Here is a 25,112-nt window from a genome sequence, read left to right on the forward strand (position 1 = left end):
AAGATAAAATGCCGGTCATGACGCGAAATTCCCGTAATTCCCAAGGCTCGCGCTTCCCCGGCGCGTTTTCGCCGGAGCCCGAAGACGACGAACCGAAAAGCAAGTCGCAGCGCAAGCGCGACATGACCGCCCTGCAGGACCTTGGCGCCGAGCTGGAAAGCCTGGCCAAGGACCGGCTGGCGCGCGTGCCCATGCCCGAAGCACTGGCCGACGCCATCCACCAGGCGCGCCGCATCACCAGCCATGAAGGCAAGCGCCGCCAGATGCAGTTCGTGGGCAAAGTCATGCGCAGCCTCGACGACGACGAGGTCGAGGCGATCCGCGCCGCGCTGGAAGGCTTCAAGGGCACCAGCAAGGCCGAGACCGCACGCATGCACCTGATCGAGCGCTGGCGCGAACTGCTGCTGGCCGATGACGCGGCACTGACGCGGTTCCTCGGCGAGCACCCGGTCGCCGACGTCCAGTCACTGCGCAACATCATCCGCAACGCACGCAGGGAGAAGGAGCAGGCCAGGCCGCCGCGCTACTTCCGCGAACTGTTCCAGGCCATCAAGGCAGCGCTCGACGCCAAGGACGGCGCTGCCTCCAGCGACGCAGCCCCTTCCCCGGAGCCCGAGGCATGACCCAGACCACGCAGTCCACGCAGCCGGTATCCCGCAACCATCCCGACGAACTCGTCGTCGGCTTTGTCTCGATCTCGGACCGCGCCTCGGCCGGCACCTACCAGGACGAAGGCATCCCGGCGCTGCGCGAGTGGTTCGGCCGCACGCTGACTTCGCCGTGGCAGGCGGTGGAGCGGCTGATTCCCGATGAGCAGGCGCAAATCTCGCGCACGCTGATCGAGCTGGTGGACGTGGCGGGTTGTGACCTGGTGCTGACCACCGGCGGCACCGGCCCCGCGCGGCGCGATGTCACGCCGGAGGCCACGCTGGCGGTGGCGACCAAGGAAATGCCGGGCTTCGGCGAGCAGATGCGGCAAGTGAGCCTGCACTTCGTGCCGACCGCGATCCTTTCGCGCCAGGTGGCGGTGATCCGCGAGACCGCCAGCCGCGCCGCGCTGATCGTCAACCTGCCCGGCCAGCCGCGCGCCATCCGCGAGACGCTGGAAGGCCTGCGCGATGCCGACGGCAAGTCCGTGGTGCAGGGCATCTTCGCCGCGGTGCCGTATTGCATCGACCTCATCGGCGGGCCTTACATGGAAACCGACGAGGCCGTGGTCAAGGCCTGGCGGCCCAAGAACGCGGTGCGCGCCAAGCCTGCTGCCTGAGTCACAAAAGCCTGACCGCCGGCATCTGCCGGCGGCAGCCTCCCCTGCGTCTCAGCGCAATCCCAGGTACAACCCCAACGGTACGAACACCACCGCGGCAATATTGCCGAGCAGCACGATCGACGCGACCTGGTCGGGCTCCTGCCGGAAATGGTCGGCGATCAGGAAGTTCAGCACCGCCGGCGGCAGCGCCGCGAAAACGAACAGCAGCCCGCGCTGCAGCTCCGTCAGCGGCACCCACTGCGCCAGCAGCAGCGCCACGGCGATGCCGGTCAGCGGGCACGCCACCGCGCCCACCACGCCCATGCCCCAGTTGCGCAGGCTCACGTCCTTCATGCGCACGCCCAGCGCAAACAGCATCAGCGGCACGGTGGCGTCGCCCAGCAGCTTGACCGACTGATACACCGGGTCCGGCAACGTGAACCAGGGCCGCGCCAGCGACAGCCCGACGCCGGCCACCGTGGCCAGCACCATCGGGTTGCGCGCGATCTGCCCCATCGACGCATGCCGGTTGACGATCTTCAGGCCGAGGGTGAAGTGCATCAGGTTCGACGCCGCGAACAGCGCCACCGCCGGTGCCAGCCCGGCGTGGCCAAAGGCAAAGACCGACAACGGCAAACCCATGTTGCCGCAGTTGTTGAACATCATCGGCGGCACGAAGGTGCGGGGATCGACCTTGAGCAGCCGCGCCACCACCCACGCCAGCACGCCTGAGCCCAGCACCACAGCCACCGCGCAGACCAGCAGCACCAGCTGGTCTGCCAGCACGAAGTCCTTGCTGACAAAGGCCGACACCACCAGTAGCGGCGCGATCACATCCAGCGTGGCGCGGTTGATCCCGGCCATGTCCGGATGGGCTTTGCGCCCGTACAGCCACCCGACCAGGATGATCAGGATGACCGGCGTGATGATGGATACGATGCGCTCGAACATGGCGGGCTCGACGGGAGGTGCCCGGGGAGGGCAGCGCGCGCCCCGTCGGTGGTGGTTGTTTGTTGTTGTCGTCGCAGGCCGAAAACCCGGCTTATTGCGCCGGAGTGTCGGCAGCAGGAGTGTCGGCAGCAGGAGTGGCCGCCGGGGCGCCCGGCGGCGTGTGACGGATAAAGTGCGTGCGATAGTACCGCAGCTCTTCCACCGATTCCAGGATGTCGGCCAGCGCCGTATGCAGCTGGCGCTTGACGAAGCCCTTGTGGATGACCGGCTCCCAGCGCTTGCACAGCTCCTTGAGCGTGGACACGTCCAGGTTGCGATAGTGGAAGAACGCCTCCAGCTTGGGCATGTAGCGCGCCATGAAGCGGCGGTCCTGGCAGATCGAGTTGCCGCACATTGGCGACTTATTGGCCGGCACCCAGCGCTTCAGGAAGGCCAGCAGCTCGGCCTCGGCCTGTTCCTCGGTCAGCGTGGACGCCTTGACCTTGTCGATCAGGCCGGAGCGGCCGTGGGTGCCCTTGTTCCAGTTGTCCATGCCGTCGAGCACGGCATCGCTCTGGTGGATTACCAGCACCGGCCCTTCGGCCAGGATATTGAGTTCGGAGTCGGTAATGACGACCGCCACCTCGATGATGCGGTCGGTATCCGGCTGCAAGCCGGTCATTTCCATGTCCAGCCAGATCAGGTTGTTTTCGCTTTTGACGGATTTGGCGGTGGCGTGGGTGGTCATCGGGACTGCTGAGAAAGGGATTTGGGGAAGCGGCCGCGGCGGGGGCGGACGCGAACAACTTATAATTCTCGCATATCCGTCTCAAGGCTCTTGCCGATGTTCACCTTTGTCTTCCTCGCCGCGCTGGTGCTGATGGTGCTGACCAAGCTCTGGCTGGCCGCGCGCCAGGTGCGCCATGTGGCACAGCACCGCAATGCGGTGCCGGCACGCTTTGCCGACACCATCTCGCTCGCCTCGCACCAGAAGGCGGCCGACTACACCATCGCCCGCACCCGGCTGTCGATGCTTGAAGTGCTGGCCGGCGCCGCGGTACTGATCGGCTTCACCATGCTGGGCGGGCTGCAGTGGCTCAACCAGTTCTGGCTGGAAATCTTCGGCCCGGGCTATGTATATGGCGTAGCGCTGGTCGCCAGCGTGGCGGTGATCGGCGGGCTGGTCGACCTGCCCTTCTCGCTTTATGGCCAGTTTGGCATCGAGGAGCGCTTCGGCTTCAACAAGATGACCTTCGGCCTGTGGCTGGCGGACATGGTCAAGATGCTGGCGGTCGCCAGCGTGCTGGGCCTGCCGCTGCTGCTGGCGGTGTTGTGGCTGATGGAACGCGCCGGCTCGCTGTGGTGGCTGTGGACGTGGCTGGTGTGGATGGGCTTTAACTTGTTCTTGCTGGTGGTGTTCCCGACCTTCATCGCGCCGCTGTTCAACAAGTTCGAGCCGCTGACCGACGAATCGCTGCGCCAGCGCATCGAGAGCCTGATGCAGCGCTGCGGTTTTGCCAGCAAGGGCCTGTTCGTGATGGACGGCAGCAAGCGCAGCGCGCACGGCAACGCCTACTTCACCGGCTTCGGCGCGGCCAAGCGCATCGTCTTCTTCGACACGCTGCTGGCACGCCTGTCGGGCGACGAGATCGAGGCGGTGCTGGCGCACGAACTCGGCCACTTCAAGCGCCGCCACGTGGCCAAGCGCATCGCCGTCACCTTTGCACTGAGCCTGGTGTTCCTGGCGCTGCTGGGCTGGCTGGCGACGCGCACGTGGTTCTATACGGGCCTCGGCGTGGCGCCCAACCTGGGCGTGTCCAACCATGCTCTGGCACTGGTGCTGTTCTTCCTGACGCTGCCGGTGTTCACCTTCCTGCTCGGGCCGCTGTCGAGCCAGTCGTCGCGCCGCCATGAATTCGAGGCCGACGCCTTCGCCGCCGACCATACCAACGCCGGCCACCTGGTGTCGGCGCTGGTGAAGCTGTACAAGGACAACGCTTCGACCCTCACGCCCGATCCGCTCTACAGCGCCTTCTACTACTCGCATCCGCCCGCCGCGCAGCGGATCGACCGGTTGCTGGCGCACGCATGAGCCGCACCTCCCGACACCGCGGCGCCGGCGGCGCCAATGCCGGCGCGAATGCAGGCAAAAGCGCCGAGCCCGCACTGATCATCGCCGCGCACGGCCGCCACTACGTGGTCGAGCTGGCCGACGGCACGCGCATGCATGCCTTCCCGCGCGGCAAGAAGAGCGACAGCGCCGTGGGCGACCATGTCAGCGTCGAGCGCGCCGCGGCGGACCAGTACGTGATCACCAGGGTCCTGGCGCGCAAGAACCTGCTGCACCGTTCCGACCAGTTCAAGTCCAAGCTGCTGGCGGCCAATATCGATCAGGTCGTCATCGTGCTGGCGACCGAGCCGGGCTTCTCCGAAGACCTGCTGGGACGCGCGCTGGTATCGGCCGAGGCGCTGGAGATCCGGCCCCTGATCGTGCTCAACAAGACTGACCTGCCGGAGCGGCTGGACGAAGCGCGTCGGCGCCTGGCGCTGTACCGCGAGCTGGGCTACGACACGCTGGAACTGTCGGTGCGTGCCGACCCGGAACAGGCGCTGGCGGCGCTGCAGCCGCGGCTGGCGGGGCTGTCCAGCATCCTGATCGGCCAGTCGGGCATGGGCAAGTCGTCGCTGCTGAACCTGCTGATTCCAGGTGTGGACGCGCAGACGCGCGAGATCTCGGCCAAGCTCGATTCCGGCAAGCACACCACCACTTTCACGCGGCTGTATCACCTGCCGGCCGACTGGGGCACGGTTGACGGGCGCCAGGGTGCGCTGATCGACTCGCCCGGCTTCCAGGAATTCGGCCTGTACCATCTGAGCGAAGGCATGCTGGAACGCGCCTTCCCGGAGTTCCGGCCGCGGCTGACGGAGTGCCGCTTCTACAACTGCCACCACACCAACGAACCCGGCTGCGGCGTGCTGGCGGCGGTGGCGTCCGGCGCGATCGCCGAACGCCGCCACCAGCTTTACGCGCAACTGCTGCACGAATCCAGCCAGCAGAAGCCGTGGTAAGGTAAGCGCACTGGGTAACCGGCGAGCCGCCATGAAACTGCTGCTGTATGCCACCTCGCTGGTCCACGCCGCCCATTGCGAGAATGTGCTGCGGGCCGCCGGCATCCGGGCGGAACTCCGCAACACCTGGCTGGGCGGCGCCACCGGCGAGATCCCGTTCCGGGAAAGCGCGCCGCAGGTCTGGCTGGTCGATGACGAGATGGAAGCGCAGGCGTGGGCAGCGCTCAATGCCGCCGCGAACCCGGTGCCAGGTCCAAGCTGGCAATGCCGTCACTGCCACGAATGGCATGAGGCGCAATTTAGCGCCTGCTGGCGCTGCGGCGCGGCGCGCGACTAGCGTCGGCGCCCCCATTCACATACGCCGGTATCAACCCACCCACAGCGCCAGCGACAGCATGGCGAGCAGCAGCATCCACAGCACCACCGCACGCCATACCAGCCCGACTGCTGACTGCAGCGTGCGCACGCCTGGCTCGGCACCAAATTCCGGCGCCGACGGCTCGGGGCCGTTGTCCTCTTCCATGCCGGGTGCATAGTCGACCGCCGGGCCGGCCACGCTGGCGCGCAGCACCACGGTGGAATCGTCCTCGGCAAGCGGCGTCCCCAGGCGCACGCCCAGCGCCCCGCCGCCACTGGCGAGCAGGATGCCGTTGACCGCATCGTTCCACTTGCGCGCATGGTTGCGCCAGGCGTACACCGCATCCTCGAAATTGCCGACAATGGCAAAGCCGATCGCGGTCAGGCGCGAGGGGATCCAGTCAAGCAGGTAGAACGCGCGCGCGGCAAAGCGGCCCAGCGCGGGACTGCGGTCGGTCGACGGCTCGTTCCAGTGGCGGCCGAGATATTCCGCGACGCGGTACAAGACCACGCCGCCAGGCCCGATCGGTACCAGGAACCAGAAGAACACGCCGAACACATGCCGGTGCACGGCAATGATCGCCGCTTCCAGCGTGTGCCGCACGATCTCGGTGACTGGCATCTCGACCGTGTCGACGCCGGTCCACTCATGCAGCAACGTGCGCGCAGTATGGACGTCGTCGCGGTTCAGCGCCTCGTGGATATCGGTGAAGTAGTGGCTGAACTGGCGGAAACCCAGCGTCAAGTACAGCACCAGCACGTTCCAGGCGAGCGTCAGCGCCACGCTGATCGAAGCCAGCAGGTAATGCACCACGACCACGCCCAGCGTCAATGGCAGCACTACGGTGAACCAGGCCAGCGCGGCATCGCGGGGGCGACCGGTGTCGAAGGCGTGCTCGGCGCGGTCGCCCAGCGTGCGCACGATTTCGTAGATCGGGTTGCTGCGGCCCAGGGCGCGGAACTGCTCGGCGATCAGCGCCAGGAGAATAGAAACAAAGGTCATCTTGGTACGGGTGTTCCAAGGGGGCGCGCTCTGCCCGATGTGCCGGTGCAGGCGCAATGCATAGCAAGAAGATAGCACAGCGGTACCTGACCCTACCCGTTGCGACACAAAAAGCAAAAGCCCGCCGGTGGGCGGGCAACACTTCTTCGATGGAATCTACGCATCTACGCGCGGTGGGGGTCAGGGCAGGTCGAACACCAGCACTTCGGCCTCGTCGCCACCGGACAGTGCGACTTCGCCGACCGACTCCAGCCTGGCCGCATCGCCCGCTTCCAGCGCCTTGCCGTTGACCAGCACGCGGCCACGCGCCACATGGACGTAGGCGCGACGGCCCGGCGCGAGGGCCAGCGTGGCGGCCTCGTCGCCGTCGAACAGCCCGGCGTACAGGCGCACGTCCTGGTGCACCACCACCGAGCCGTCGGCGCCGTCCTGGCTGGCCACCAGGCGCAGCTTGCCGCGCTTGTCGGCCGCCTTGAAGTACTTTTCCTCGTAGCCAGGCTCGATGCCGTTCTGCGCAGGCATGATCCAGATCTGCAGGAAGTGGGTTGTATCGTGCGCTGCGTGGTTGTACTCCGAGTGCCGCACACCGGTGCCGGCGCTCATGCGCTGCACATCGCCCGGGCGGATCACGCTGCCGTTGCCCATGCTGTCCTTGTGCGCCAGCTCGCCTTCGAGCACGTAACTGATGATCTCCATGTCGCGGTGGCCATGCGTGCCGAAGCCCATGCCCGGCGCGACGCGGTCCTCGTTGATCACGCGCAGCGGCCCGAACTGCACATGCTGCGGATCGTAGTAGTCGGCAAACGAGAACGAATGATAGGACTTCAGCCAGCCGTGATCCGCAAAACCGCGCTCTGCAGACTTTCTGATTTCAATCATTTTGATGGCCCTCCTTGGCCTGTTTCCGTATCACCACCGGCATCGGTATCGCTTGCAACCGTTTGGCGGCATATGTTTCGCTGTTGATGCTAGGAAGTTTAAGCCGCGGGGCGTATATTTACGGGGACCACCTTAGAAGCACTCATTCAGTTTTTCTGAATATGCCACTCTCACTCGAATCCCTCGAAGTCCTGGACGCCATCGAGCGCAAGGGGAGCTTCGCCGCTGCCGCCCACGAGATGGGCAAAGTGCCCTCCGCGCTGACCTACGTCGTGCGCAAGCTGGAAGAAGACCTGGACGTGCTGCTGTTCGACCGGCGCCGCCACCGCGCCGAGCTGACCCCGGCCGGGCGCGCCCTGCTCGACGAAGGCCGCCACCTGCTGCACGCCGCCGACGACCTGGCGCGCCGCGTCAAGCGGCTGGCCACCGGCTGGGAAGCCACGCTGACTATCGTGGTGGACGACCTGATCAATTTCCGCGCGCTGCTGCCGGTGATCCACGACTTCTATGCCGAGAACACCGCCACGCGGCTACGCTTCGCCAAGGAAGTGCTGGGCGGCGCCTGGGATGCCCTGGTCAGCAACCGCGCCGACCTGGTGATCGGCGGCGCCTACGACGCACCGAGCACGCAGGGCTTCCAGATCCGGCCGCTGGGCACGGTGCCGTTCGTGTTCGCGGTAGCGGCGCACCATCCGCTGGCCACCGAGGAAGGCCCGCTCACCACCATCCAGATCGCCCGGCACCGCATCGTCGCGGTGGGCGACACCTCGCGCAACCTGCCGGCGCGAACCCATGGCGTCCTGGCCGGCCAGGACGTGCTGGTGGTGCCGACCATGCGCGACAAGATGGAAGCGCAGATCCGCGGCCTCGGCTGCGGCTGGCTGCCGGCGCCGATGGCGCAGCCGCATATCGAAAGCGGCGTGCTGCAGGTGCGCGAGACGGTCGAGGTGCGCGCCCCGGGCAATTTCAAGGTGGCCTGGCGCACCAGCAACCGCGGCAAGGCGCTGCAGTGGTGGGCCGGCAAGCTGGAAGACCCCCGCCTGGCGCAGGCTCTGCTGCTGCAACCCGAACACGCCGGCTGAGGGCTTGCGCATGGCAGAGACGGCTGCAATGTTTGCCCTGGCGGCCGGCTACCGCGGCCGCTTCGCCCCCTCGCCGACCGGCCCGCTGCACATGGGTTCGCTGGTCACCGCGCTGGCCAGCTGGCTGGATGCGCGCGCGCACGACGGCCAGTGGCTGGTGCGCATCGAGGATATCGACCTGCCGCGCTGCGTGCGCGGCGCCGACGAAGACATCTTGCAGACGCTGGCGCGCCTGGGCATGACGCCGGACGAGCCGCCGGTGTGGCAGAGCCGGCGCGAGACGCACTACGCCGAGGCACTGCGCCAACTCGACGCCGCCGGACAGCTCTACCCCTGCGGCTGCTCGCGCAAGGAAATCGCCGATTCGCTGGTGCATGTGCGAGAGCGGCACCAGACGCTGGGCTACCCCGGCACTTGCCGCCACGGCCTGAACGGCAAGCTGCCGCGCGCCTGGCGCGTGCGCGTACCGGATGGCCCGGCCGCCACGATCTGCTTTGACGACCGCTGGCAGGGGCGCCAGTGCCAGAACCTCGAAACCGAGCTGGGGGACTTCGTGCTGCGCCGTGCCGACGGCCTATGGGCCTACCAGCTCGCGGTGGTGGTCGACGACGGCCTGCAGGGCATCACGCATATCGTGCGCGGCGCCGACCTGCTCGACTCGACGCCGCGGCAGATCCACCTGCAGCACCTGCTGGGCCTGCCCACGCCGAGCTACCTGCACGTGCCGGTGGTGGTCAACGAGATTGGGGAAAAGCTGAGCAAGCAGAGCGGCGCGCAGGCGATCGATACTGGCGCGCCGCTGGAGGCGTTGCGCCTGGCGGGCATGCACCTGGGACTGGCGAACAACGAAGGGAATGTGCAGGACTGGCTGACGCGCGCCACGGAGGACTGGCGCCAGCACATGGCGGCGGCCTGATCTGCAGGCCGCCTCAGGAGAATCGCCGGATCAGGACTTGCGCGGCACGCCGCCCAGCAGCGCCGCGACCGGCCGCTTGGGTGCCTGGCGGCCACGGCTCAGCGCGGCGGCGATTTCCTCCGACGGCTTGACCTGCGCGCTGCTGCCGCTGGGCTCGTACGGGCGCGAGAAGAACGGATCGTCGGACGGACGGAACACCTGGCGGTTGCCGCTGTGCTCGTTGCGGCGCGGCCGCTCCTCGTCGCCATTGCCACGCGCACGGCGCAGGTCACCGCGCTGGCGGCGGCGCTCTGCCTCGTCCTGGCGCGACTTCTCGCCGGTCGGGTCGAACCCTTCCAGCTTGCCGCGCGGAATGCTGCGCTTGATCAGCTTCTCGATATCGGACAGCAGGCGCTCATCGTTGCCCGGCACGTAGATCGACAGTGCATCGCCGCTGGCGCCGGCACGGCCGGTGCGGCCGATACGGTGCACGTAGTCTTCAGCGCTGAACGGCAGGTCGAAGTTGATGACGCACGGCATTTCCGGGATATCGAGCCCGCGCGCGGCCACGTCGGTGGCGACCAGCGCATCGATGGTGCCGCTCTTGAAGCCGTCCAGCGTCTGCATGCGCTCGGTCTGGGTCTTGTCACCGTGGATCGCGGCGGCGTTGATGCCCTCGCGCTCCAGGTGCCGCGCCAGCCGCGAGCAGCCGATCTTGCTGTTGACGAAGACGATGCACTGGCGCGACTGCGACTGCTCGGCGCGCTGCTTGAGCAGGTGCACCACCGCAGCCTGCTTGTGGCCGTCCTCGACCTGGTATACCGCCTGGCGCACGTTCTCGTTGGTCGAGTTGCTGCGCGCCACTTCGATGGTGACCGGATGCTTCAGGTAGCTGGCGGCCAGCCGCTTGATTTCCGGCGAGAACGTGGCCGAGAACAGCAGCGTCTGGCGCTGCGCCGGCAGCAGGTTGATGATGCGCTGCAGGTCCGGCAGGAAGCCCATGTCGAGCATGCGGTCGGCTTCGTCCAGCACCAGCATCTGCACCTGCGACAGGTTGACCGACTTCTGCTGCACGTGGTCGAGCAAGCGGCCAGGCGTGGCCACCAGGATCTCGACGCCGCGGCGCAGGGCGTCGGTCTGCGGATTCATGTCGACGCCGCCGAATACCACCGTGCTGCGCAGGTCGGTGTGCTTGGCGTAGCGGGCGACGTTGTCGTAGACCTGGTCCGCCAGTTCGCGCGTGGGCGTCAGCATCAGCGCGCGCACCGGGTGGCGCGCCGGCGAGGCGCTGGCGTTGGCCAGCGGCAACAGGCGCTGGATGATCGGCAGCGCGAAGCCGGCAGTCTTGCCGGTGCCGGTCTGCGCGGCGCCCATCACGTCCTTGCCGAGGAGCACGACGGGAATGGCCTGCGCCTGGATCGGCGTGGGCGTGGTGTAGCCCTGGTCGGACAAGGCACGCAGGATGCGCGCGTCCAGGCCAAAGCTTTCGAAGGTCTGCACCGCGGTCTGCCCGGCGGTGGTGGGTTCTGGTGCGGTCGTAGTGGTCATGGGTATCGGTGTCTGGCGGGAGGCGAACCCGGCACAAACGGATACGCGTCTGGAACTCATCTCGCCCTGGCTCTCGCCTGGCACTGGGGAAGCGCCGGTGCGGCCATGCCGCTTACACAGAGCTTGCAGTTTTGGCCAAGAGAATCAAAGACTTACATTTTAGCATTTCTGCCCCCACAGTGACCAGCATGGCGCGGGCGTGCGGGCGCCGCGACAGTGCGCGGCTCCGCCGGGGCGTTTTCAAGAAACTGTCACATCGGCGATGGATGATGCCGGCGGCGCCGTTGACAAGGCGAGCCCGAACCGGCCGCGCGGACGCCACCCTCCGACCACCGAGACCAATATGGACTTCGAGCAATTCCGCCAGACCTGCCAGCAGTTCCTGCGCACTTCGAGCCAGTTCCTTGGCCTGGCCGCCGTCCTGCCCTTGCCGGCGCGGCCGGCGAGCCAGCCGGCCCAGCCTGCACAGCAGGCGGCCTGACAGAGAGATCCATCGGACCGTCAGCGCGGCCCCAGGTTGACTCAATCGCCGCGGATGCCGTTGTCCTGGATCACCTTGCCCCACTTCTTGTAGTCACCGCTCATGCGCGCCGCCAGCTGCTCCGGCGGCATATAGGCGGCGACGGTGCCGGCGCCCAGCATCTTCTGCTGCACCGTCGGATCGGCCAGCGCGCTCTTCAGCTCGGCCGACAGCTTGGCGACTACGTCTTTCGGGGTACCGGCCGGCGCCAGCAGGCCGCCCCAGGCAGTGGCATCGAAGCCCGGGAAGCCCTGCTCCGCCACCGTCTTCACTTCCGGCGTAAAGCTCACACGCCTGGACGAGCCCACCGCGATCGGGCGCAGCTTGCCGGCCTTGATGTGGGGCAGCGCCGCGATCATGTCCGAGAACATCATCGGCACTTGTCCGGCCAGCAGGTCGGAGATCGCCGGCGCGCTGCCCTTGTACGGCACGTGCTGCACGTCGAAATGCCCCAGGTTCTTGAGCAGTTCGGTCGACAGGTGGCCGAAACTGCCGTTGCCGGCGCTGGTGTAGTTGAGAGCGCCCGGCTTCGCCTTGGCTTTGGCGATGTACTGCTGCAGGTCGCTCACGTCCGGCATCGCCTGCGGATTGACCACCATCACGATGGGCAGGTCGTAGGCCGCCCCGATCGGCGTGAAGTCCTTGAAGATGTCGTAGCCCTTGCGGTTGAGCAGGTGCGGCGCCAGCAGCGTCGGCGTGGCCAGCACCAGCAGCGTGTAGCCGTCAGCGGGGCTCTTCGCGACGTTCTCCGCACCGATGGTGCCCGAGGCGCCGGGACGGTTGTCGACCACCACCGGCTGCTTGAGCGACTCGCTCATCTTCTGGCCGATGATGCGCGCGGCCGTGTCGGTGGGGCCGCCCGGCGGGAACGGCACCACCAGGCGGATCGGCTTGTTCGGAAAGGCCTCGGCAAAGGCGGGGGTGGCGACGAATGGCAGCGAAGCGGTCAGGAGGACGGCGCCCAGGCGGCGCGTGAAGATACGGCGGGAGCGACGAGTAAGGCGAGTAAGGCGGCTAGTGTTCTGCATGGTAAGACTGAGTCCTGCAATGTATCGGGAGCAAAGCGGCGCAGCGCCGCGGCAAGGCAAAGCGAGAGCGGATCAATGACGTCATACAGGGCTGGGCGTGTCTCCTCGCGGACCGGTCGTGGCCGGCCCGTCTGATCGATGCGGGTTGCATGGGATGCGCGACTACAGGCGCATGGTGCCGGCCTGGAACAGCCGCGCATCCATCTGGCGCAGGTCCGGCGCGACCGCCACCGGCGTGGCGCACTGGTCGAGCACGTCGCGCTGCAGGTCGACGCCGGGCGCGATCTCGACCAGCGTGAGCCGCGGCTCACCGTCATCGCCCGCGCGCATCTCGAACACCGCACGCTCGGTGATGTACAGCACCGCGATGCCCAGCGACGCCACGTACGGGCCGTTGAAGCTCAGGTGCGAGACCGCCGGCACAATCTTTTTCACGCGGCCTTCGCGCACGATCTGCAGCTCGCCGTCGCCGGCCCGGACTTCCAGCCCGCCCGCCGTGAGCGTGCCCATGAAAACCACGGCGCGCGCGCTCTGCGTGATGTTGATGAAGCCGCCGACGCCGGCGATCAGCGCGCCCTCGCCCTCACCGAACTTGCTGACATTGACGTTGCCGTGGCCATCGAGCTCGGCCAGCCCAAGGACGGCCAGGTCAATGCCGCCGCCTTCGTAGAAGTCGAACTGCGCCGGCTGGTCGACCACCGCTTCCGGATAGGCCGAGGCGCCGAAGCTAAGGCCGTCGGCAGGCGTGCCGCCGATCGGGCCGGCCTCGACTGTCAGCGTGAAGCCACTCAGCCCGGCCTCGTGCGCCAGCGCGCCGACTGCGGCCGGCATGCCGACGCCGAGATTGACCACGCGGGGCGCGCGCCGGGCCAGCTCCATCGCTGCGCGCCGCTGGACGATGGTGCGCGCGTCAAGCGCCCCGCCCGTGGCCGGCACCGAGGCGGCTTGCTCGGCCTCTAGCGCAGCCGCGGCAGCCTCGCCCTGCCACGGCGTGACGTAGGCCGGATTGAACGCCTCGGCAAACGTCATCTGGTGGTTGGCGGGGTTGTCGCAGACCACCACGTAATCGACGAGTATGCCGGGCACGTGGATAGCGTGCAGGGTTTCGTGGTGATCGACCAGGCTTTCCACCTGCGCGATCACGATGCCTCCGGAGTTGTGCGCGGCCTGCGCCATCGCCAGCAGTTCATGGTGGAAGGCTTCCCGGTGCGTGCTCAGGTTGCCGCGCGCATCGGCGGCGGTGCAGCGGATCAGCGCGCAGTGGATCGGGAAGCTGGGATAGAACAGGTATTCCTCGCCGCGAAAGTCGACTGCTTCGACCCAGCACGCCTTGCCCTCGGCCAGCGCCTGGCGCGCGCGCTCGTTGACGGCGCCGCCGTGATAGCGCGGATCCTGGCCGGTGCGCGGGTCGACGAAGGTGTGCAGGCCGATCCTGGTCAGCACGCCGGGCTTGCCGCCGGCAATGGCGCGGTACAGGTGCGTCAGCACGCCTTGCGGCAGGTTGTAGCCCTCGCATTGCTCTGCCATCGCCAGCGTGGCCAGCCGCGTGGCCGAGCGCCAATGGCCGCCGACGATGCTGGCGGTCATGCCGGCATTGCCGAAGTGGTTCACGCCGCGCGCGCCGCGGTCGCCCTGCCCGGCCGAGTACACCAGCGTCAGGTCGCGCGGCAGGCCGCTTTGCCGGAAGCGCTGCTCCAGCGCCTCGGTCACGGCCTCGGCATGGCCGGCGCCGACAAACCCTGCGCTGGCCACGGTCCAGCCGTCCTGCACCAGGGCGGCCGCTTCGCGTGAGGTGATTACCTTCATCGCTGTCTCCGGTTCTAGTCTCGCCCCGGCATCGGGGACGGCTTGTGCTTTTTATTTTGCGAACATTTGTTCGCAAAATGCATATCATACGGAAATGTCAGAGGCTGGCGCAAGACCGGCGAGGCATGGAAAATCGCGTGCTTTCCGAATCATTTTTTCATCATTCCCCGCCTCGACCGACATGCCACAAGCCGAAGCCGCCAAGAAAGACGAACTGCTGGAGTCGCTGAGCAAGGGGCTGGCATTGCTGCGCCTGTTCGCCGGCGGCGCGGAACGCCTGACCATGCAGGACGTGGCCGAGCAACTCGACGTCACCCGCGCCGCGGCGCGCCGGCTGCTGCTGACGCTGGAGCACAATGGCTACGTGGCGCAGGACGGCCGCCATTTCGCACTGACGCCGCGCGTGATGGAGCTCGGCTATGCCTACTTTGCCTCGATGACCCTGCCACAGATGGCGCGCCCCTACCTGCAGGAATTGTGCGGGGCGCTGGGCGAATCCTGCTCCGTGGGGGTGCTCGACGCCGAGTCGGTGGTGCTGGTGGCGCGCGAAGAGCCGCGCCAGCTGCTGCGCGTCGACATGGCGCTGGGACGGCGTATGCCGGCCTACGCGCATTCGCTCGGCCGCGTGCTGCTGGCCGGGCTGGACGACGACGCGCTGGCGGCCTGCCTGGACGGCACCACACTGCGCAAGCTGACGCCGTTCACCATCAGCTCGCGCACGGCGCTGGCGCGCACGTTGCGGCAGGTGCGTAGCGACGGCTATTGCGTGCTAATCAGCGAACTGGTGGACGGCTATGCGGGAATCTCGGTGCCGCTGCGCGACCAGGCCGGCAAGGTCGTGGCGGGACTGGGGTTCAGCATGGTGCTGGGCAGCCGCGATCGGGCGCATCTGGAACGGCATTTCCTGGGACCGCTGCGCGACGCCGCCGGACAGATCGAAGCAATCCTGCAGGCGCGCTGAGGCTTGCCATCGTTCCAGCTGGCCGCCTGGCCATGAAAAAGCCCCGCGTGCCGGGGAGGGCAGCGGGGCTTAAGTGGTAGCGGGGCAACCTTCCGATCACCCACACAGTGATCTTGTCCGATCGTTCCAAGGCCCACATCCCCCAAATGCGGGTCTTTGTACGGTTGACAACATAGCACGGGCGGCGCGTGGCTAATGCCACCTGCAAAGCCTGTCAATCATCACTCGCACTTGCCCGGCCTGGAATCGGGGTTTTCTCCGAGCGGGTTTCCGCCAGCTTCCGATCACGCCGCCCATGAGGTCTACTGGTATCACATTGACAGGCACGGCAATCGCCAGCGCCGCAGTCGATGAAGCACCAAGACGATTCCAATGACCGGGAGACAGACCATGGTGACGAAAAAAGAAGACGCATTCGTACTGAAGAACCTGCTTGCCCTCGCAGCAGTGGAAACCGTAGGCGGCGCGATCGCTCTCGGCATGGTCTTCCACCTGATCTGACCTGAACTCACCGGGCACCGCGCCGCCACGCCGGCGCGGTGTTTGTCGCCCGGCGCCTTACTCGTCGACAATCACCTCGAAGCCGCCGTAGATCATCCGCTGGCCATCGAACGGCATCGGATCCATCCCTTCCTTCAGGCGCGGGTCTTCCATCGCCGCCTTCATGCCGGTGTCGCGTTTCTCCTTTGACGGCCACACAATCCAGGAGAACACCACCGCTTCATCGTCCTTGCGCTTGACCGCCATGGTGAAGGACGTCACCTTTCCTTCCGGCACGTCGTCACCCCAGCATTCCACCACCTTCAGCGCGCCGTGCTCCTTGAACACCGCTGCGGCCTTCTGCGCCACCTGGCGGTAGGTTTCGCGATTGGCCTGCGGCACGGCCAGCAAGAATCCGTCGATATAAGACATGATCTGACTCCTCGTCGGGTTGAACGGTTGCAAACGCCTTGCATCCGAATACCTTAGTCCATCGTTACATGGGCCGAGGTTCCTCCATGGATCGCGCCCTTCACGTCAACGCGTGGTGCGCTGACCGCGGCGGTCAGCCTCGAACACCATGTTTTCCTGGAAGCGCCGCCGCAGCCACTGCTCGGCGCGCCCCTGTGGCCGCCCGGAGCGTGCCCACAGCAGGTCCACGCTGACCAGCCAGTCGGTGTACGGATAGGCGGACAGATCCAGTTCGACCAGTTCGCCGTGGTCCAGCGCGGTGCGCACCAGCTGGCGCGGCAACGTGGCCCAGCCCAAGCCGCTTTTCACCATTTCCAGCAACGCCAGGTAGTTCTCCGCGCGCCAGACGCGGGCAGCGCACAGATACTCGGAGGTGGGCAGCTTGTCGGCATGTGCACTGAATGCCAAGCGCCGGTACGCATGCAGGTCGGCGAAGGACACTTGGGCCCGCGCGGCCAGCGGGTGGTCGGGATGCACGACGTGCGACATGATCAGCTTGCCCAGCTGCATGAAGGCCAGTTCCGGCGGATAGCCGGGCTGCGAGAAGGCAATGCCCAATTCGGCCTCGCCCTGCAGCACCAGTTCGCTGACATCGCCATACACGGGGTTGCGGATGATCAGGTCGACGTACGGGAATTCCCGCTCGAACTCCGCCAGCACGGGCATTACCGCGTTGTACGGGATCTCGATCGCCAGCGTCAGCCCGCAGGGATTGGCGTCGGACAGGCTGGCGGCGTGGGCCTGCAGCGACAGGCAGCGTTCCAGCACCGCCTCGGCTTCGGCCAGCAGCTTGCCGCCGGCCTCGGTCAGCGCCGGGTTGCGGCTGCTGCGGTCGAACAGCGGCACGCCGAGGTCGATCTCCAGGTTCGCCACCGCCGCGCTGATGGTCGACTGGGTCTTGCCCAGCCGCCGTGCCGCCGCGGAGAACGATCCAGTCTCCACTACCAGGGCAAAAACCTGCAACTGGTCCAGCGAGAAGCGCATCATTGCCTCCCAACCTATCGACTGGATCGATAGATATTGATTTGTTGTCTCGATGACGTTGCGCAGATCATGCCGCAACGGACGCGCCACCGCAAACACCGCTCCGTTCCAGCACACAACAGAGGAGACAAGCGCATGAACACCCCCAAGCCGGTGCATCCGGTCGACGAAATCCTTCCGCTGCGCCAATTGGCCAGCTTTGGCCTGCAGCACGTGCTGGTGATGTACGCCGGCGCAGTGGCCGTGCCGCTGATCCTGGGCAGCGCGCTCGGCTTGTCGGCGGCGCAGGTGGTTACGCTGATCAACGCCAACCTGCTGACCTCCGGCATTGCCACCATGATCCAGTGCCTGGGCGTCTGGAAGTTCGGCGCGCGGCTGCCGATGATCCAGGGCTGTTCCTTTATCGCGTTGGCACCGATGATCATGATCGGCAAGCAATACGGCCTGGCCATGGTATTCGGCGCGGTGATCGCCGCCGGCGCCGCCACCATCGCGCTGGCACCGGTGTTCAGCCGCCTGCTGCGCTTCTTTCCGCCAGTGGTGATCGGCAGCCTGATCACCATCATCGGCATTTCGCTGATGCCGGCCGCGGCAATCTGGCTCGGTGGCGGTAATCCCGGCGCGCCGGATTTCGGCAGCATGCCGAACCTGCTGCTCGGCGCCGCCACGATTGCCATCACGCTGTTCATCTATGCGCGCTTTCGGGGTTTTATCGGCAATCTTGCGGTGCTGCTGGGCCTGTTCGCCGGGACAGTAATCGCCGCCGCATTCGGTCTCACCGACTTTGCCCATGTCGGCAGCGCGGCATGGTTCGAGATCAGCCCGCCCTTCGCCTTCGGCTTGCCTCAGTTCGGCATTGCGCCAACGCTGGTCATGATCCTGGCGATGCTGGTGATCATGGCGGAGACCACCGGCAATTGCCTCGCCATCGGCCAGATCGTCGGCAAGCCATCCACGCGGGAAACGCTTGGCAACGCCTTCCGTGCAGACGGTCTTTCAACCATGCTGGGCGGCATCTTCAACAGCTTCCCGTACAACGCCTTCACGCAGAACACCGGACTGATCGCGTTGTCCAGCGTCAAGAGCCGCTACGTGGTGGCCGCCGCTGGCGCGATCATGGTGCTGATGGGTCTGTTTCCCAAGCTCGGCGCGCTGATTGCCTCGGTACCACGGCCGGTGCTGGGCGGCTGCGCCATCGTGATGTTCGGCATGACCACGGTCGCCGGCATCCAGGAACTGTCGCGGGTGAAATTCGACGGCACCCGCAACGCCATCATCGTTGCCGTCTCGGTCAGCGTGGGCGTGCTGCCGATGTCATTCCCCGCGCTTTTCGAGCATGTGGGCGGCACGCTCAAGCTGGTGCTGGAAAGCGGGATTTTCCTGGGCGGCATGACTGCGATCCTGCTCAACGTATTGCTCAACGGCAACGCCACGCAGTCCCATGCGGAATCCGCGCCGATGGCGGCGGAGTCCGACCACCCTTCCCTTTCCTGAGTCTTTTCCCCCAACCCGGAGATATCCAGCATGACCCGAATGACCGACCCGTCAGGCAACGAACTGTCGCCGCTCGACCTTGAGTTGCTGCGCCATTCCATCAGGCTGTCGGACACATCCAAGGCCCGTGGCCGCCATCCGTTTGCCGCGCTGGTCGCCGACAAGGACGGCAATATCATCTCCAGCGCCGGCAACAACTCGATGCCGCCGGAAGGCGACCCGACCCAGCACGCCGAACTGGTAGCCGCTGCACAGGCCGCCCGCGCGCTGCCACCGGAAAAGCTGGCCGACTGCACCTTGTACACCAGTGCCGAGCCTTGCTGCATGTGCGCTGGGGCGGTGTACTGGACCGGCATTGGGCGCGTGGTCTATGCGCTTCCCGAGCACAGCCTGCTGGGGCTGACTGGTGACCACCCGGAGAATCCCACCTTCTCGTTACCATGCCGTGAAGTGTTTGCGCGCGGGCAACGACAGGTGGAGGTGATCGGGCCGGTGCTGGAGGAGGAAGCGGCGCAGCCGCATGTGGGGTTCTGGAAGTAACTCGCGGCAAAACCAAAAGGGGCTACGGCATTCACCGTAACCCCTTTTTTCAGCATTGGTGGGCCTCCCGTGAGTCGAACACGGCACCAACGGATTATGAGTCCGCTGCTCTAACCAGGCATGAGCTAGAGGCCCTTGGAAGCGTTCAGTTGCCTTCCAGGAAACTCTTCAGCTTGTCGGAGCGGCTCGGGTGGCGCAGCTTGCGCAGCGCCTTGGCCTCGATCTGGCGGATCCGTTCACGCGTAACGTCGAACTGTTTGCCGACCTCTTCCAGCGTGTGGTCGGTGCTCATTTCGATGCCGAAGCGCATGCGCAGCACCTTGGCTTCGCGCGGCGTCAGCGAGTCCAGCACGTCCTTGACGACGTCGCGCATGGAGCCGTGCAGCGCCGCTTCGGCCGGGGCCAGCGTGTTGGTGTCCTCGATGAAGTCGCCCAGATGGGAGTCGTCGTCGTCACCGATCGGCGTTTCCATGGAGATCGGTTCCTTGGCGATCTTCATGATCTTGCGGATCTTGTCTTCCGGCATCTCCATCTTCTCGGCCAGCGTTGCCGGATCCGGTTCATTACCGGTTTCCTGCAGGATCTGGCGCGAGATGCGGTTCATCTTGTTGATCGTCTCGATCATGTGCACCGGAATACGGATGGTGCGCGCCTGGTCGGCGATCGAGCGCGTGATGGCCTGGCGGATCCACCACGTGGCGTACGTCGAGAACTTGTAGCCGCGGCGGTATTCGAACTTGTCCACCGCCTTCATCAGGCCGATGTTGCCTTCCTGGATCAGGTCGAGGAACTGCAGGCCGCGGTTGGTGTACTTCTTGGCGATCGAGATCACCAGGCGCAGGTTGGCCTCGGTCATCTCGCGCTTGGCTTCGCGGGCACGACGCTCGCCCTCGGCCATCTTGCGGTTGACGCCCTTCAGCTCCTTCAGCGGCAGCACCACGCGCGACTGCAGGTCAATCAGTTTCTGCTGCAGCTCATGCACGGCCGGCACGTTGCGCTCGACGATGGCGCTGTAGCCCTTGCCGTCGGCCACCACGGTGCCGATCCACTCGAGATTGGTCTCGTTGCCCGGGAAGCGGGCGACAAACTCCGAGCGCGGCATGCCGCACTTGTCGACCACGATATTCAGGATCGAGCGCTCGAGCTTGCGCACTTCGTCCACCTGGCCGCGCAGCGTGTCGCACAGACGCTCGACATTGCGGGCGGTGAAACGGATCGCCATCAGTTCGGCCTGGATGGCTTCCTGTGCCTTGACGTAAGGCTTGGACTTGTAGCCCTCTTTCTCGAAGGCACGGCGCATCTTGTCGAACTGCTCGGCGATCACGCGGAATTTCTCCAGCGCGTTCTGCTTCAGTTCTTCCAGCTGGCGAGCGGAGGCACCGGCGCCGGCGCCACCTTCGTCGTCATCGTCCTCGTCGCCTTCCTCCTCGTCGTCTGACTCGATATCCTCGTCTTCGGACGCTGCGGCCGCGGCCGCGGGGGTTTCCGGGGCTTCGTCGGCGTTCGGGTCGATCAGGCCGTCGACGAACTCGTCGATCTTGATCTCGTCGTTGGCCACGCGCTCGGCGTGGGCCAGGATCTCGGAGATGGTGACCGGGCATGCCGAGATCGCCATCACCATGTCCTTCAGGCCGGCTTCAATGCGCTTGGCGATTTCGATCTCGCCCTCGCGGGTCAGCAGCTCGACCGTGCCCATTTCACGCATGTACATGCGTACCGGGTCGGTGGTGCGGCCGAACTCGGAGTCCACCGTGGACAGGGCCGCCTCGGCCTCTTCCTCGGCTTCTTCCTCGCTGGTGGCGGAGGGGGCGTTGTCGTTGAGCAGCAGCGTCTCGGCATCCGGCGCCTGTTCGTAGACAGCGATGCCGATGTCGTTCAGCGTGGCGACCAGCGTGTCGATCGTTTCCGAATCGACCATGTCGTCCGGCAAGTGATCGTTGATTTCCGCGTAGGTCAGGTAGCCGCGCGACTTGCCGAGCTTGATCAGCGCCTTGAGCTTCTGGCGACGCAGCTCGAGCTCCTCTTCGGTCCCCTGCTGGGTCGAGGCGAACTCCTTGAGCAGGGCCTTTTCCTTGGCCTTGCGGTCCTTGGCCTTCTGCTTTTCGGTCTTCGGCGCGGCTGCGGGCGTCGCGGCGCGCACGTCGTTCTCGTAAAACTCTTCAGTCACGTCGTCTGTTGTGCTGTCGTCGTGCTGCATCTCGGCCTTGGGCTTGCGGCCGCGCTTTTTCGGCTCCGGCTTGATTGCCGGGGCAGCGGGACGCTCGGATGCAACGGATGCAGGGGTCGCGGTGCGCGCCTTGGATGCCGTCGCGGTGCTGTCCGCCTTGGCGGCTCCGCTCTTGGCGCCGGTTGCTGCCGCTCGCTTGCTCTCGACTTCGGTATTCTGCTGTTTCGCCACGGTGATACTCTTGCCTTTCACTGGTGCAGACACGGCAACCTTGCCGCTCGTACTGGCGCCCTCGCGTGCCGAAGTCGAGGCCTGTGTTTCTTTGGATGTGCGAGTCCTGGCAGGAGTCGTCACGGCGGGCGCTTTCGCGCTACGCACGGACTTGGATGGCGCAGACCTGGCTGGTGTCTTGACTGGCGCGGTCGATGTCTTCGCCGCCGTCGTTTTCGCAGACGCCTTGCCGCTCCCTGATTGGGGAGCCTTCGTTGTAACCTTTTCGGTTGCTTTGGCCTTTGCCATTGGCACGCTCACTTTCACCAGAACTGGGAAGAAAGATTTCGCAATCCAAACCGCCTATTGTAGCACGCCACGGATAGCCGGCTTCCTGTCAGGTGGGGTTTTCACCTGAAAAATCAAGGCTTAAGCTCGGCTGCGCCGGCCTAGCCCCTCATCGAACGCCTGAACCTGTCTCCCGGTTGATAGCCGTTGCGCCGCGACGCTTCAGCCAAGTTGACGCCGCCGGTGGATCTCGCCCACCAGCCAGCGCATGCGCTGCTTGGCCGCCTCATCGGCGGTTCCGGCCACCACTTCGGCCTGCAGCATGTCGAGTTCGCGCCGCAATGGCTCGGCCAGCAGCTTGGTGATGGCGGCATCGAACTCCTGTGTGGCAGGCGCCTCTTCGATCTCTTCCTTCAGCACGGCGGTGCGCGCGGCCGCATACAACTCGGCGTATGGCGACTGGGCCAATTGCTCGCTGAACGCCGCGAAATTCACCTCGCCCTGCAGGCCGTCGCACGTCGACACCAGGTGCGTCAGCACTTCGCTCTCCGCGCCCATGCCGCCCTCGCCATCCAGCAGCAGGGCACGCGCGTCTTCGTCGAGCCGCGCCGACAGTGCCGGATAGCACATCAGCAACTGGATCACGCGCTGCTCGAGGCCGGTCGGTGCCTGTCGCCTTGCCCGCGGGCGCGGCTTCTCGAAACGGCCCACACGGGCCGGATCGCTGCGCAGGCCGCAGATGGCCTCGATCTCGGCAGGAGTCGTACCCGTTGCATCGGCAAGTTCGCGCACAATCTGTAACCGCAGGCCGCCGGCCGGCATCGCCTGCAGCAGCGGCTTGGCCTCGTACTGGGCGCGGGCGCGCCCCTCGGGCTGGCGCAGGTCAAGCTCCTCGGTCACCGACTGCAGCAGAAAGCGCGACAGCGGCATGGCGTTGCGCACCTGCGTGGCAAAAGCCTCGGTCCCCTCTTCGCGGACGTAGCTGTCGGGATCGTGCTCGGCCGGCAGGAACAGGAAGCGGATGGTCTTGTTGTCGGCCACATGCGGCAAGCAGGCTTCAAGTGCCCGTCGCGCCGCACGACGGCCGGCGGCATCGCCATCGAACGAGAACACCACCGCGTCGGTCTGGCGCAGCAACTTCTGCACGTGCACGGGGGTGCATGCCGTGCCGAGGGTAGCGACGGCATTGGCAAAACCGAGCTGAGCCAGTGCCACGACGTCCATATACCCTTCGACCACTAATACGTAGCCGGTTTCCCGGATCGCATGGCGCGCCTCGAACAGGCCATATAGTTCGGTGCCCTTGCTGAACAGCGGGGTTTCGGGCGAGTTCAGGTACTTGGGCTCGCCCTGCCCCATCACGCGGCCGCCGAAGCCGATCACGGCCCCCTTGGTGTTGCGGATGGGGAACATGATGCGGTCGCGAAAGCGGTCATAGCGCCGCGGCTTACCGTCGGGATCGCGCTTTTCGCTTTCGATCAGCAGGCCAGCCTCGACCAGCGGTGCGGCGATATTGTCATCGCGATAGCTGCCGAACACCGCCTCCAGCCCCTGCCAGTCATCTGGCGCATAGCCCAGGCCGAACTGCGCGGCGATCTCGCCCGTCAGCCCGCGTCCCTTCAGGTACTGGATCGCCTGTGGCGCAGTGCGCAGCTGGCGGCGGAAAAAATCAGTCGCGCGGGTCATGGCGTCGGACAGCGCCACCGAACGGGCCTGCTGCTCGGCGCGCTGGCCGGGCGGCAGGCGGTCGCGCTCTTCCGGCACGGTCATGCCGACCGACTGCGCCAGCTCGCGCACCGCCTCCGGGTAGGACTGCCCGGAATACTCCATCAGGAAACCGATGGCCGAGCCATGCGCGCCGCACCCGAAGCAGTGATAGAACTGCTTGGTCGGCGAGACCGTGAACGACGGCGACTTCTCGTTATGAAAGGGGCACAGCCCCATGAAATTCGCGCCGCCCTTCTTCAGCTGCACATACTTGCCCACCACATCGACAATGTCGACACGGTTGAGCAGGTCCTGAATAAAGGATTGCGGAATCACCCGACTGACCGTCCTGAGGCTTGGCCGTCCCGCGACGGGAGGCAATTTCTAGGAATGCGTGACCGGTGCGACGCCCGGTTGCTATCGGAACATTGTAGTGCAGCGCGCTCAGGCCGCCCGCAATGTTTATCAACTCCGTGCATTTACGCCGAATCCCAACGATTCGGCGCTCATCACACCTATATCTGGTTAAATCAGCACTTACTTCGGAGCCAGCGCCGCCTTGACCAGCGCCGACACGGCCGTCATGTCGGCACGGCCGGCGAGCTTGCCCTTGAGCACGCCCATGACCTTGCCCATGTCCTGAGGGCCGGCTGCCCCGGTGGCAGCAACCGCCTGCTGGACCTCGGCGGCGACTTCGGCCTCCGACAGTGCGGCGGGCATGTAGACCTTCAGCACCTCGACTTCGGCCAGCTCCTTGTCGGCCAGGTCGTTGCGGCCAGCCTGCTGGAACTGGGAGATCGAGTCCTTGCGTTGCTTGATCAGCTTCTCGACCACGGCCAGCACGGCGGTGTCGTCAAGCTCCGTGCGCTCGTCGACCTCGCGCTGCTTGATGGCGGCCAGCAGCAGGCGGATGGTGCCGAGGCGCTCCGCTTCGCGGGCGCGCATGGCGGTCTTCATGTCTTCGCTGATACGGGCTTTGAGGGACATTGTGATCTTCCAGAAAGTGGGCGGACACTCACAGGTGGCGGCGAGAGCCGCTCGCTGCAAGGCCCATAACGCAAAAACCCGCCGAAGCGTGCGCCACAGCGGGTTGGTGCAAGCGCGAGGCCCGGTTCAGTACAGCTTCTTCGGCAGCATCTGGCTGCGGATGCGCTTGTATTGTCGCTTTTCAGCGACGGTCTTCTTGCGCTTGCGCTCGGCAGTGGGCTTTTCGTAAAACTCGCGGGCCCGCAATTCGGGGATCAGCCCGTTCTTTTCGATGGTGCGCTTGAAACGGCGCAAGGCGACTTCAAAAGGCTCGTTTTCCTTGAGGCGGATCGTAGTCATTTGGCCAGAAAATAAAGATTTTCGGGATAGCGGCTTTACGAAGCTTTGGATTGTAGCACCAAGCCCAGAGCACGGAAGTGGCGCGCAATGGACACCCGAAAAGTGCTGCTTAAGTCTC

At 65.9% G+C, this 25,112-nt stretch carries 25 protein-coding genes and 1 tRNA gene; 12 read left to right on the forward strand and 14 right to left on the reverse strand.

Annotation, left to right across the window (positions count from 1 at the left end):
• Positions 1-8: 8 nt before the first annotated feature.
• Positions 9-623, forward strand: a complete 615-nt coding sequence (yjgA, locus tag ACIP1U_RS03700) for a ribosome biogenesis factor YjgA (protein WP_400311937.1) — start codon at positions 9-11, stop codon at positions 621-623.
• Entirely contained in the window at positions 620-1,267 is a 648-nt protein-coding gene (mog, locus tag ACIP1U_RS03705) for a molybdopterin adenylyltransferase (RefSeq protein WP_400311940.1), read from the forward strand. The genes yjgA and mog overlap by 4 nt, the downstream gene beginning before the upstream one ends.
• A gap of 51 nt (positions 1,268-1,318) precedes the next feature.
• Here the strand turns inward: mog and ACIP1U_RS03710 are convergent, their stop codons facing one another.
• Positions 1,319-2,200, reverse strand: a complete 882-nt coding sequence (locus tag ACIP1U_RS03710; RefSeq protein WP_400311943.1) for an AEC family transporter — start codon at positions 2,198-2,200, stop codon at positions 1,319-1,321.
• A 91-nt stretch (positions 2,201-2,291) separates the two neighbouring features.
• Positions 2,292-2,927: an oligoribonuclease gene (gene orn / locus ACIP1U_RS03715; protein WP_400311946.1), complete on the reverse strand. Its 636-nt coding sequence runs from the start codon at positions 2,925-2,927 to the stop codon at positions 2,292-2,294.
• Positions 2,928-3,023: 96 nt separating this feature from the next.
• Between orn and ACIP1U_RS03720 the strand changes: the two genes are divergently transcribed.
• The 3 genes from ACIP1U_RS03720 to ACIP1U_RS03730 are packed head-to-tail and all read left to right on the forward strand — an operon-like array spanning position 3,024 to position 5,585.
• Positions 3,024-4,271 carry a M48 family metallopeptidase gene (locus ACIP1U_RS03720; RefSeq protein WP_400311948.1) on the forward strand — a complete coding sequence of 416 codons (1,248 nt, stop codon included), beginning with the start codon at positions 3,024-3,026 and terminating at the stop codon, positions 4,269-4,271.
• Positions 4,268-5,248 carry a ribosome small subunit-dependent GTPase A gene (gene rsgA, locus ACIP1U_RS03725; protein WP_400311951.1) on the forward strand — a complete coding sequence of 327 codons (981 nt, stop codon included), beginning with the start codon at positions 4,268-4,270 and terminating at the stop codon, positions 5,246-5,248. Before ACIP1U_RS03720 ends, rsgA begins: the two co-directional genes overlap by 4 nt.
• 31 nt (positions 5,249-5,279) lie before the next feature.
• Complete coding sequence (locus ACIP1U_RS03730) at positions 5,280-5,585, forward strand: putative signal transducing protein (protein WP_400311952.1); 306 nt, start codon at positions 5,280-5,282, stop codon at positions 5,583-5,585.
• A gap of 30 nt (positions 5,586-5,615) precedes the next feature.
• On the opposite strand, the gene ACIP1U_RS03735 is transcribed toward ACIP1U_RS03730, so the two are convergent.
• Both ACIP1U_RS03735 and ACIP1U_RS03740 read right to left on the reverse strand, forming a co-directional pair.
• The gene (locus tag ACIP1U_RS03735) at positions 5,616-6,608 is read right to left on the reverse strand and encodes a CobD/CbiB family protein (protein ID WP_400311954.1); all 993 of its coding nucleotides are present in this window, start codon (positions 6,606-6,608) and stop codon (positions 5,616-5,618) included.
• 180 nt (positions 6,609-6,788) lie between these two features.
• Entirely contained in the window at positions 6,789-7,487 is a 699-nt protein-coding gene (locus ACIP1U_RS03740; RefSeq protein ID WP_400311957.1) for a pirin family protein, read from the reverse strand.
• Between the two features lie 161 nt (positions 7,488-7,648).
• Between ACIP1U_RS03740 and ACIP1U_RS03745 the strand changes: the two genes are divergently transcribed.
• Both ACIP1U_RS03745 and gluQRS read left to right on the forward strand, forming a co-directional pair.
• Positions 7,649-8,569, forward strand: a complete 921-nt coding sequence (locus tag ACIP1U_RS03745; protein WP_400311960.1) for a LysR family transcriptional regulator — start codon at positions 7,649-7,651, stop codon at positions 8,567-8,569.
• A 28-nt stretch (positions 8,570-8,597) separates the two neighbouring features.
• Entirely contained in the window at positions 8,598-9,485 is an 888-nt protein-coding gene (gluQRS, locus tag ACIP1U_RS03750) for a tRNA glutamyl-Q(34) synthetase GluQRS (RefSeq protein ID WP_400311963.1), read from the forward strand.
• 30 nt (positions 9,486-9,515) lie between these two features.
• Here the strand turns inward: gluQRS and ACIP1U_RS03755 are convergent, their stop codons facing one another.
• Positions 9,516-11,012, reverse strand: coding sequence for a DEAD/DEAH box helicase (locus ACIP1U_RS03755; RefSeq protein ID WP_400311966.1), 1,497 nt, complete (start codon positions 11,010-11,012; stop codon positions 9,516-9,518).
• A 343-nt stretch (positions 11,013-11,355) separates the two neighbouring features.
• On the opposite strand from ACIP1U_RS03755, the gene ACIP1U_RS03760 reads away from it, so the two are divergent.
• Positions 11,356-11,493 carry a hypothetical protein gene (locus ACIP1U_RS03760; protein ID WP_400311969.1) on the forward strand — a complete coding sequence of 46 codons (138 nt, stop codon included), beginning with the start codon at positions 11,356-11,358 and terminating at the stop codon, positions 11,491-11,493.
• 41 nt (positions 11,494-11,534) lie between these two features.
• On the opposite strand, the gene ACIP1U_RS03765 is transcribed toward ACIP1U_RS03760, so the two are convergent.
• Positions 11,535-12,560 (reverse strand): Bug family tripartite tricarboxylate transporter substrate binding protein, encoded by a 1,026-nt coding sequence (locus ACIP1U_RS03765; protein ID WP_400311971.1) that lies wholly within the window; start codon positions 12,558-12,560, stop codon positions 11,535-11,537.
• 162 nt (positions 12,561-12,722) lie between these two features.
• Positions 12,723-14,366, reverse strand: coding sequence for an acyl CoA:acetate/3-ketoacid CoA transferase (locus ACIP1U_RS03770; protein ID WP_400311974.1), 1,644 nt, complete (start codon positions 14,364-14,366; stop codon positions 12,723-12,725).
• Between the two features lie 181 nt (positions 14,367-14,547).
• On the opposite strand from ACIP1U_RS03770, the gene ACIP1U_RS03775 reads away from it, so the two are divergent.
• Entirely contained in the window at positions 14,548-15,327 is a 780-nt protein-coding gene (locus ACIP1U_RS03775; protein WP_400311976.1) for an IclR family transcriptional regulator C-terminal domain-containing protein, read from the forward strand.
• 558 nt (positions 15,328-15,885) lie between these two features.
• On the opposite strand, the gene ACIP1U_RS03780 is transcribed toward ACIP1U_RS03775, so the two are convergent.
• Entirely contained in the window at positions 15,886-16,239 is a 354-nt protein-coding gene (locus ACIP1U_RS03780) for a DUF1428 domain-containing protein (RefSeq protein WP_029045558.1), read from the reverse strand.
• 105 nt (positions 16,240-16,344) lie between these two features.
• On the reverse strand, positions 16,345-17,265 hold the full coding sequence (locus ACIP1U_RS03785) for a LysR family transcriptional regulator (RefSeq protein WP_400311979.1): 921 nt from the start codon (positions 17,263-17,265) through the stop codon (positions 16,345-16,347).
• Between the two features lie 132 nt (positions 17,266-17,397).
• On the opposite strand from ACIP1U_RS03785, the gene ACIP1U_RS03790 reads away from it, so the two are divergent.
• Entirely contained in the window at positions 17,398-18,756 is a 1,359-nt protein-coding gene (locus tag ACIP1U_RS03790) for a nucleobase:cation symporter-2 family protein (RefSeq protein ID WP_400311982.1), read from the forward strand.
• Between the two features lie 30 nt (positions 18,757-18,786).
• On the forward strand, positions 18,787-19,296 hold the full coding sequence (locus ACIP1U_RS03795) for a deaminase (protein ID WP_400311985.1): 510 nt from the start codon (positions 18,787-18,789) through the stop codon (positions 19,294-19,296).
• 56 nt (positions 19,297-19,352) lie between these two features.
• Here the strand turns inward: ACIP1U_RS03795 and ACIP1U_RS03800 are convergent.
• A tRNA-Ile gene (locus ACIP1U_RS03800) sits at positions 19,353-19,431 on the reverse strand.
• Positions 19,432-19,441: 10 nt separating this feature from the next.
• The gene (gene rpoD / locus ACIP1U_RS03805) at positions 19,442-21,715 is read right to left on the reverse strand and encodes an RNA polymerase sigma factor RpoD (RefSeq protein WP_400312815.1); all 2,274 of its coding nucleotides are present in this window, start codon (positions 21,713-21,715) and stop codon (positions 19,442-19,444) included.
• Between the two features lie 19 nt (positions 21,716-21,734).
• Here rpoD and ACIP1U_RS03810 point away from each other — a divergent pair, with 19 nt between their 5' ends.
• Entirely contained in the window at positions 21,735-22,091 is a 357-nt protein-coding gene (locus ACIP1U_RS03810) for a hypothetical protein (RefSeq protein WP_400311988.1), read from the forward strand.
• A gap of 92 nt (positions 22,092-22,183) precedes the next feature.
• Here the strand turns inward: ACIP1U_RS03810 and dnaG are convergent, their stop codons facing one another.
• From dnaG to rpsU, 3 genes are all read right to left on the reverse strand, one after another.
• A complete protein-coding gene (dnaG, locus tag ACIP1U_RS03815) occupies positions 22,184-24,004 on the reverse strand; it encodes a DNA primase (RefSeq protein WP_400311991.1) in 1,821 nt (606 codons plus the stop codon).
• A gap of 201 nt (positions 24,005-24,205) precedes the next feature.
• The gene (locus ACIP1U_RS03820) at positions 24,206-24,655 is read right to left on the reverse strand and encodes a GatB/YqeY domain-containing protein (protein ID WP_209805514.1); all 450 of its coding nucleotides are present in this window, start codon (positions 24,653-24,655) and stop codon (positions 24,206-24,208) included.
• Positions 24,656-24,781: 126 nt separating this feature from the next.
• Positions 24,782-24,994: a 30S ribosomal protein S21 gene (rpsU, locus tag ACIP1U_RS03825; RefSeq protein WP_400311994.1), complete on the reverse strand. Its 213-nt coding sequence runs from the start codon at positions 24,992-24,994 to the stop codon at positions 24,782-24,784.
• Positions 24,995-25,112 lie beyond the last annotated feature (118 nt).

The sequence above is a fragment of the Cupriavidus sp. NPDC089707 genome (assembly GCF_044748965.1).
Lineage (GTDB): Bacteria > Pseudomonadota > Gammaproteobacteria > Burkholderiales > Burkholderiaceae > Cupriavidus.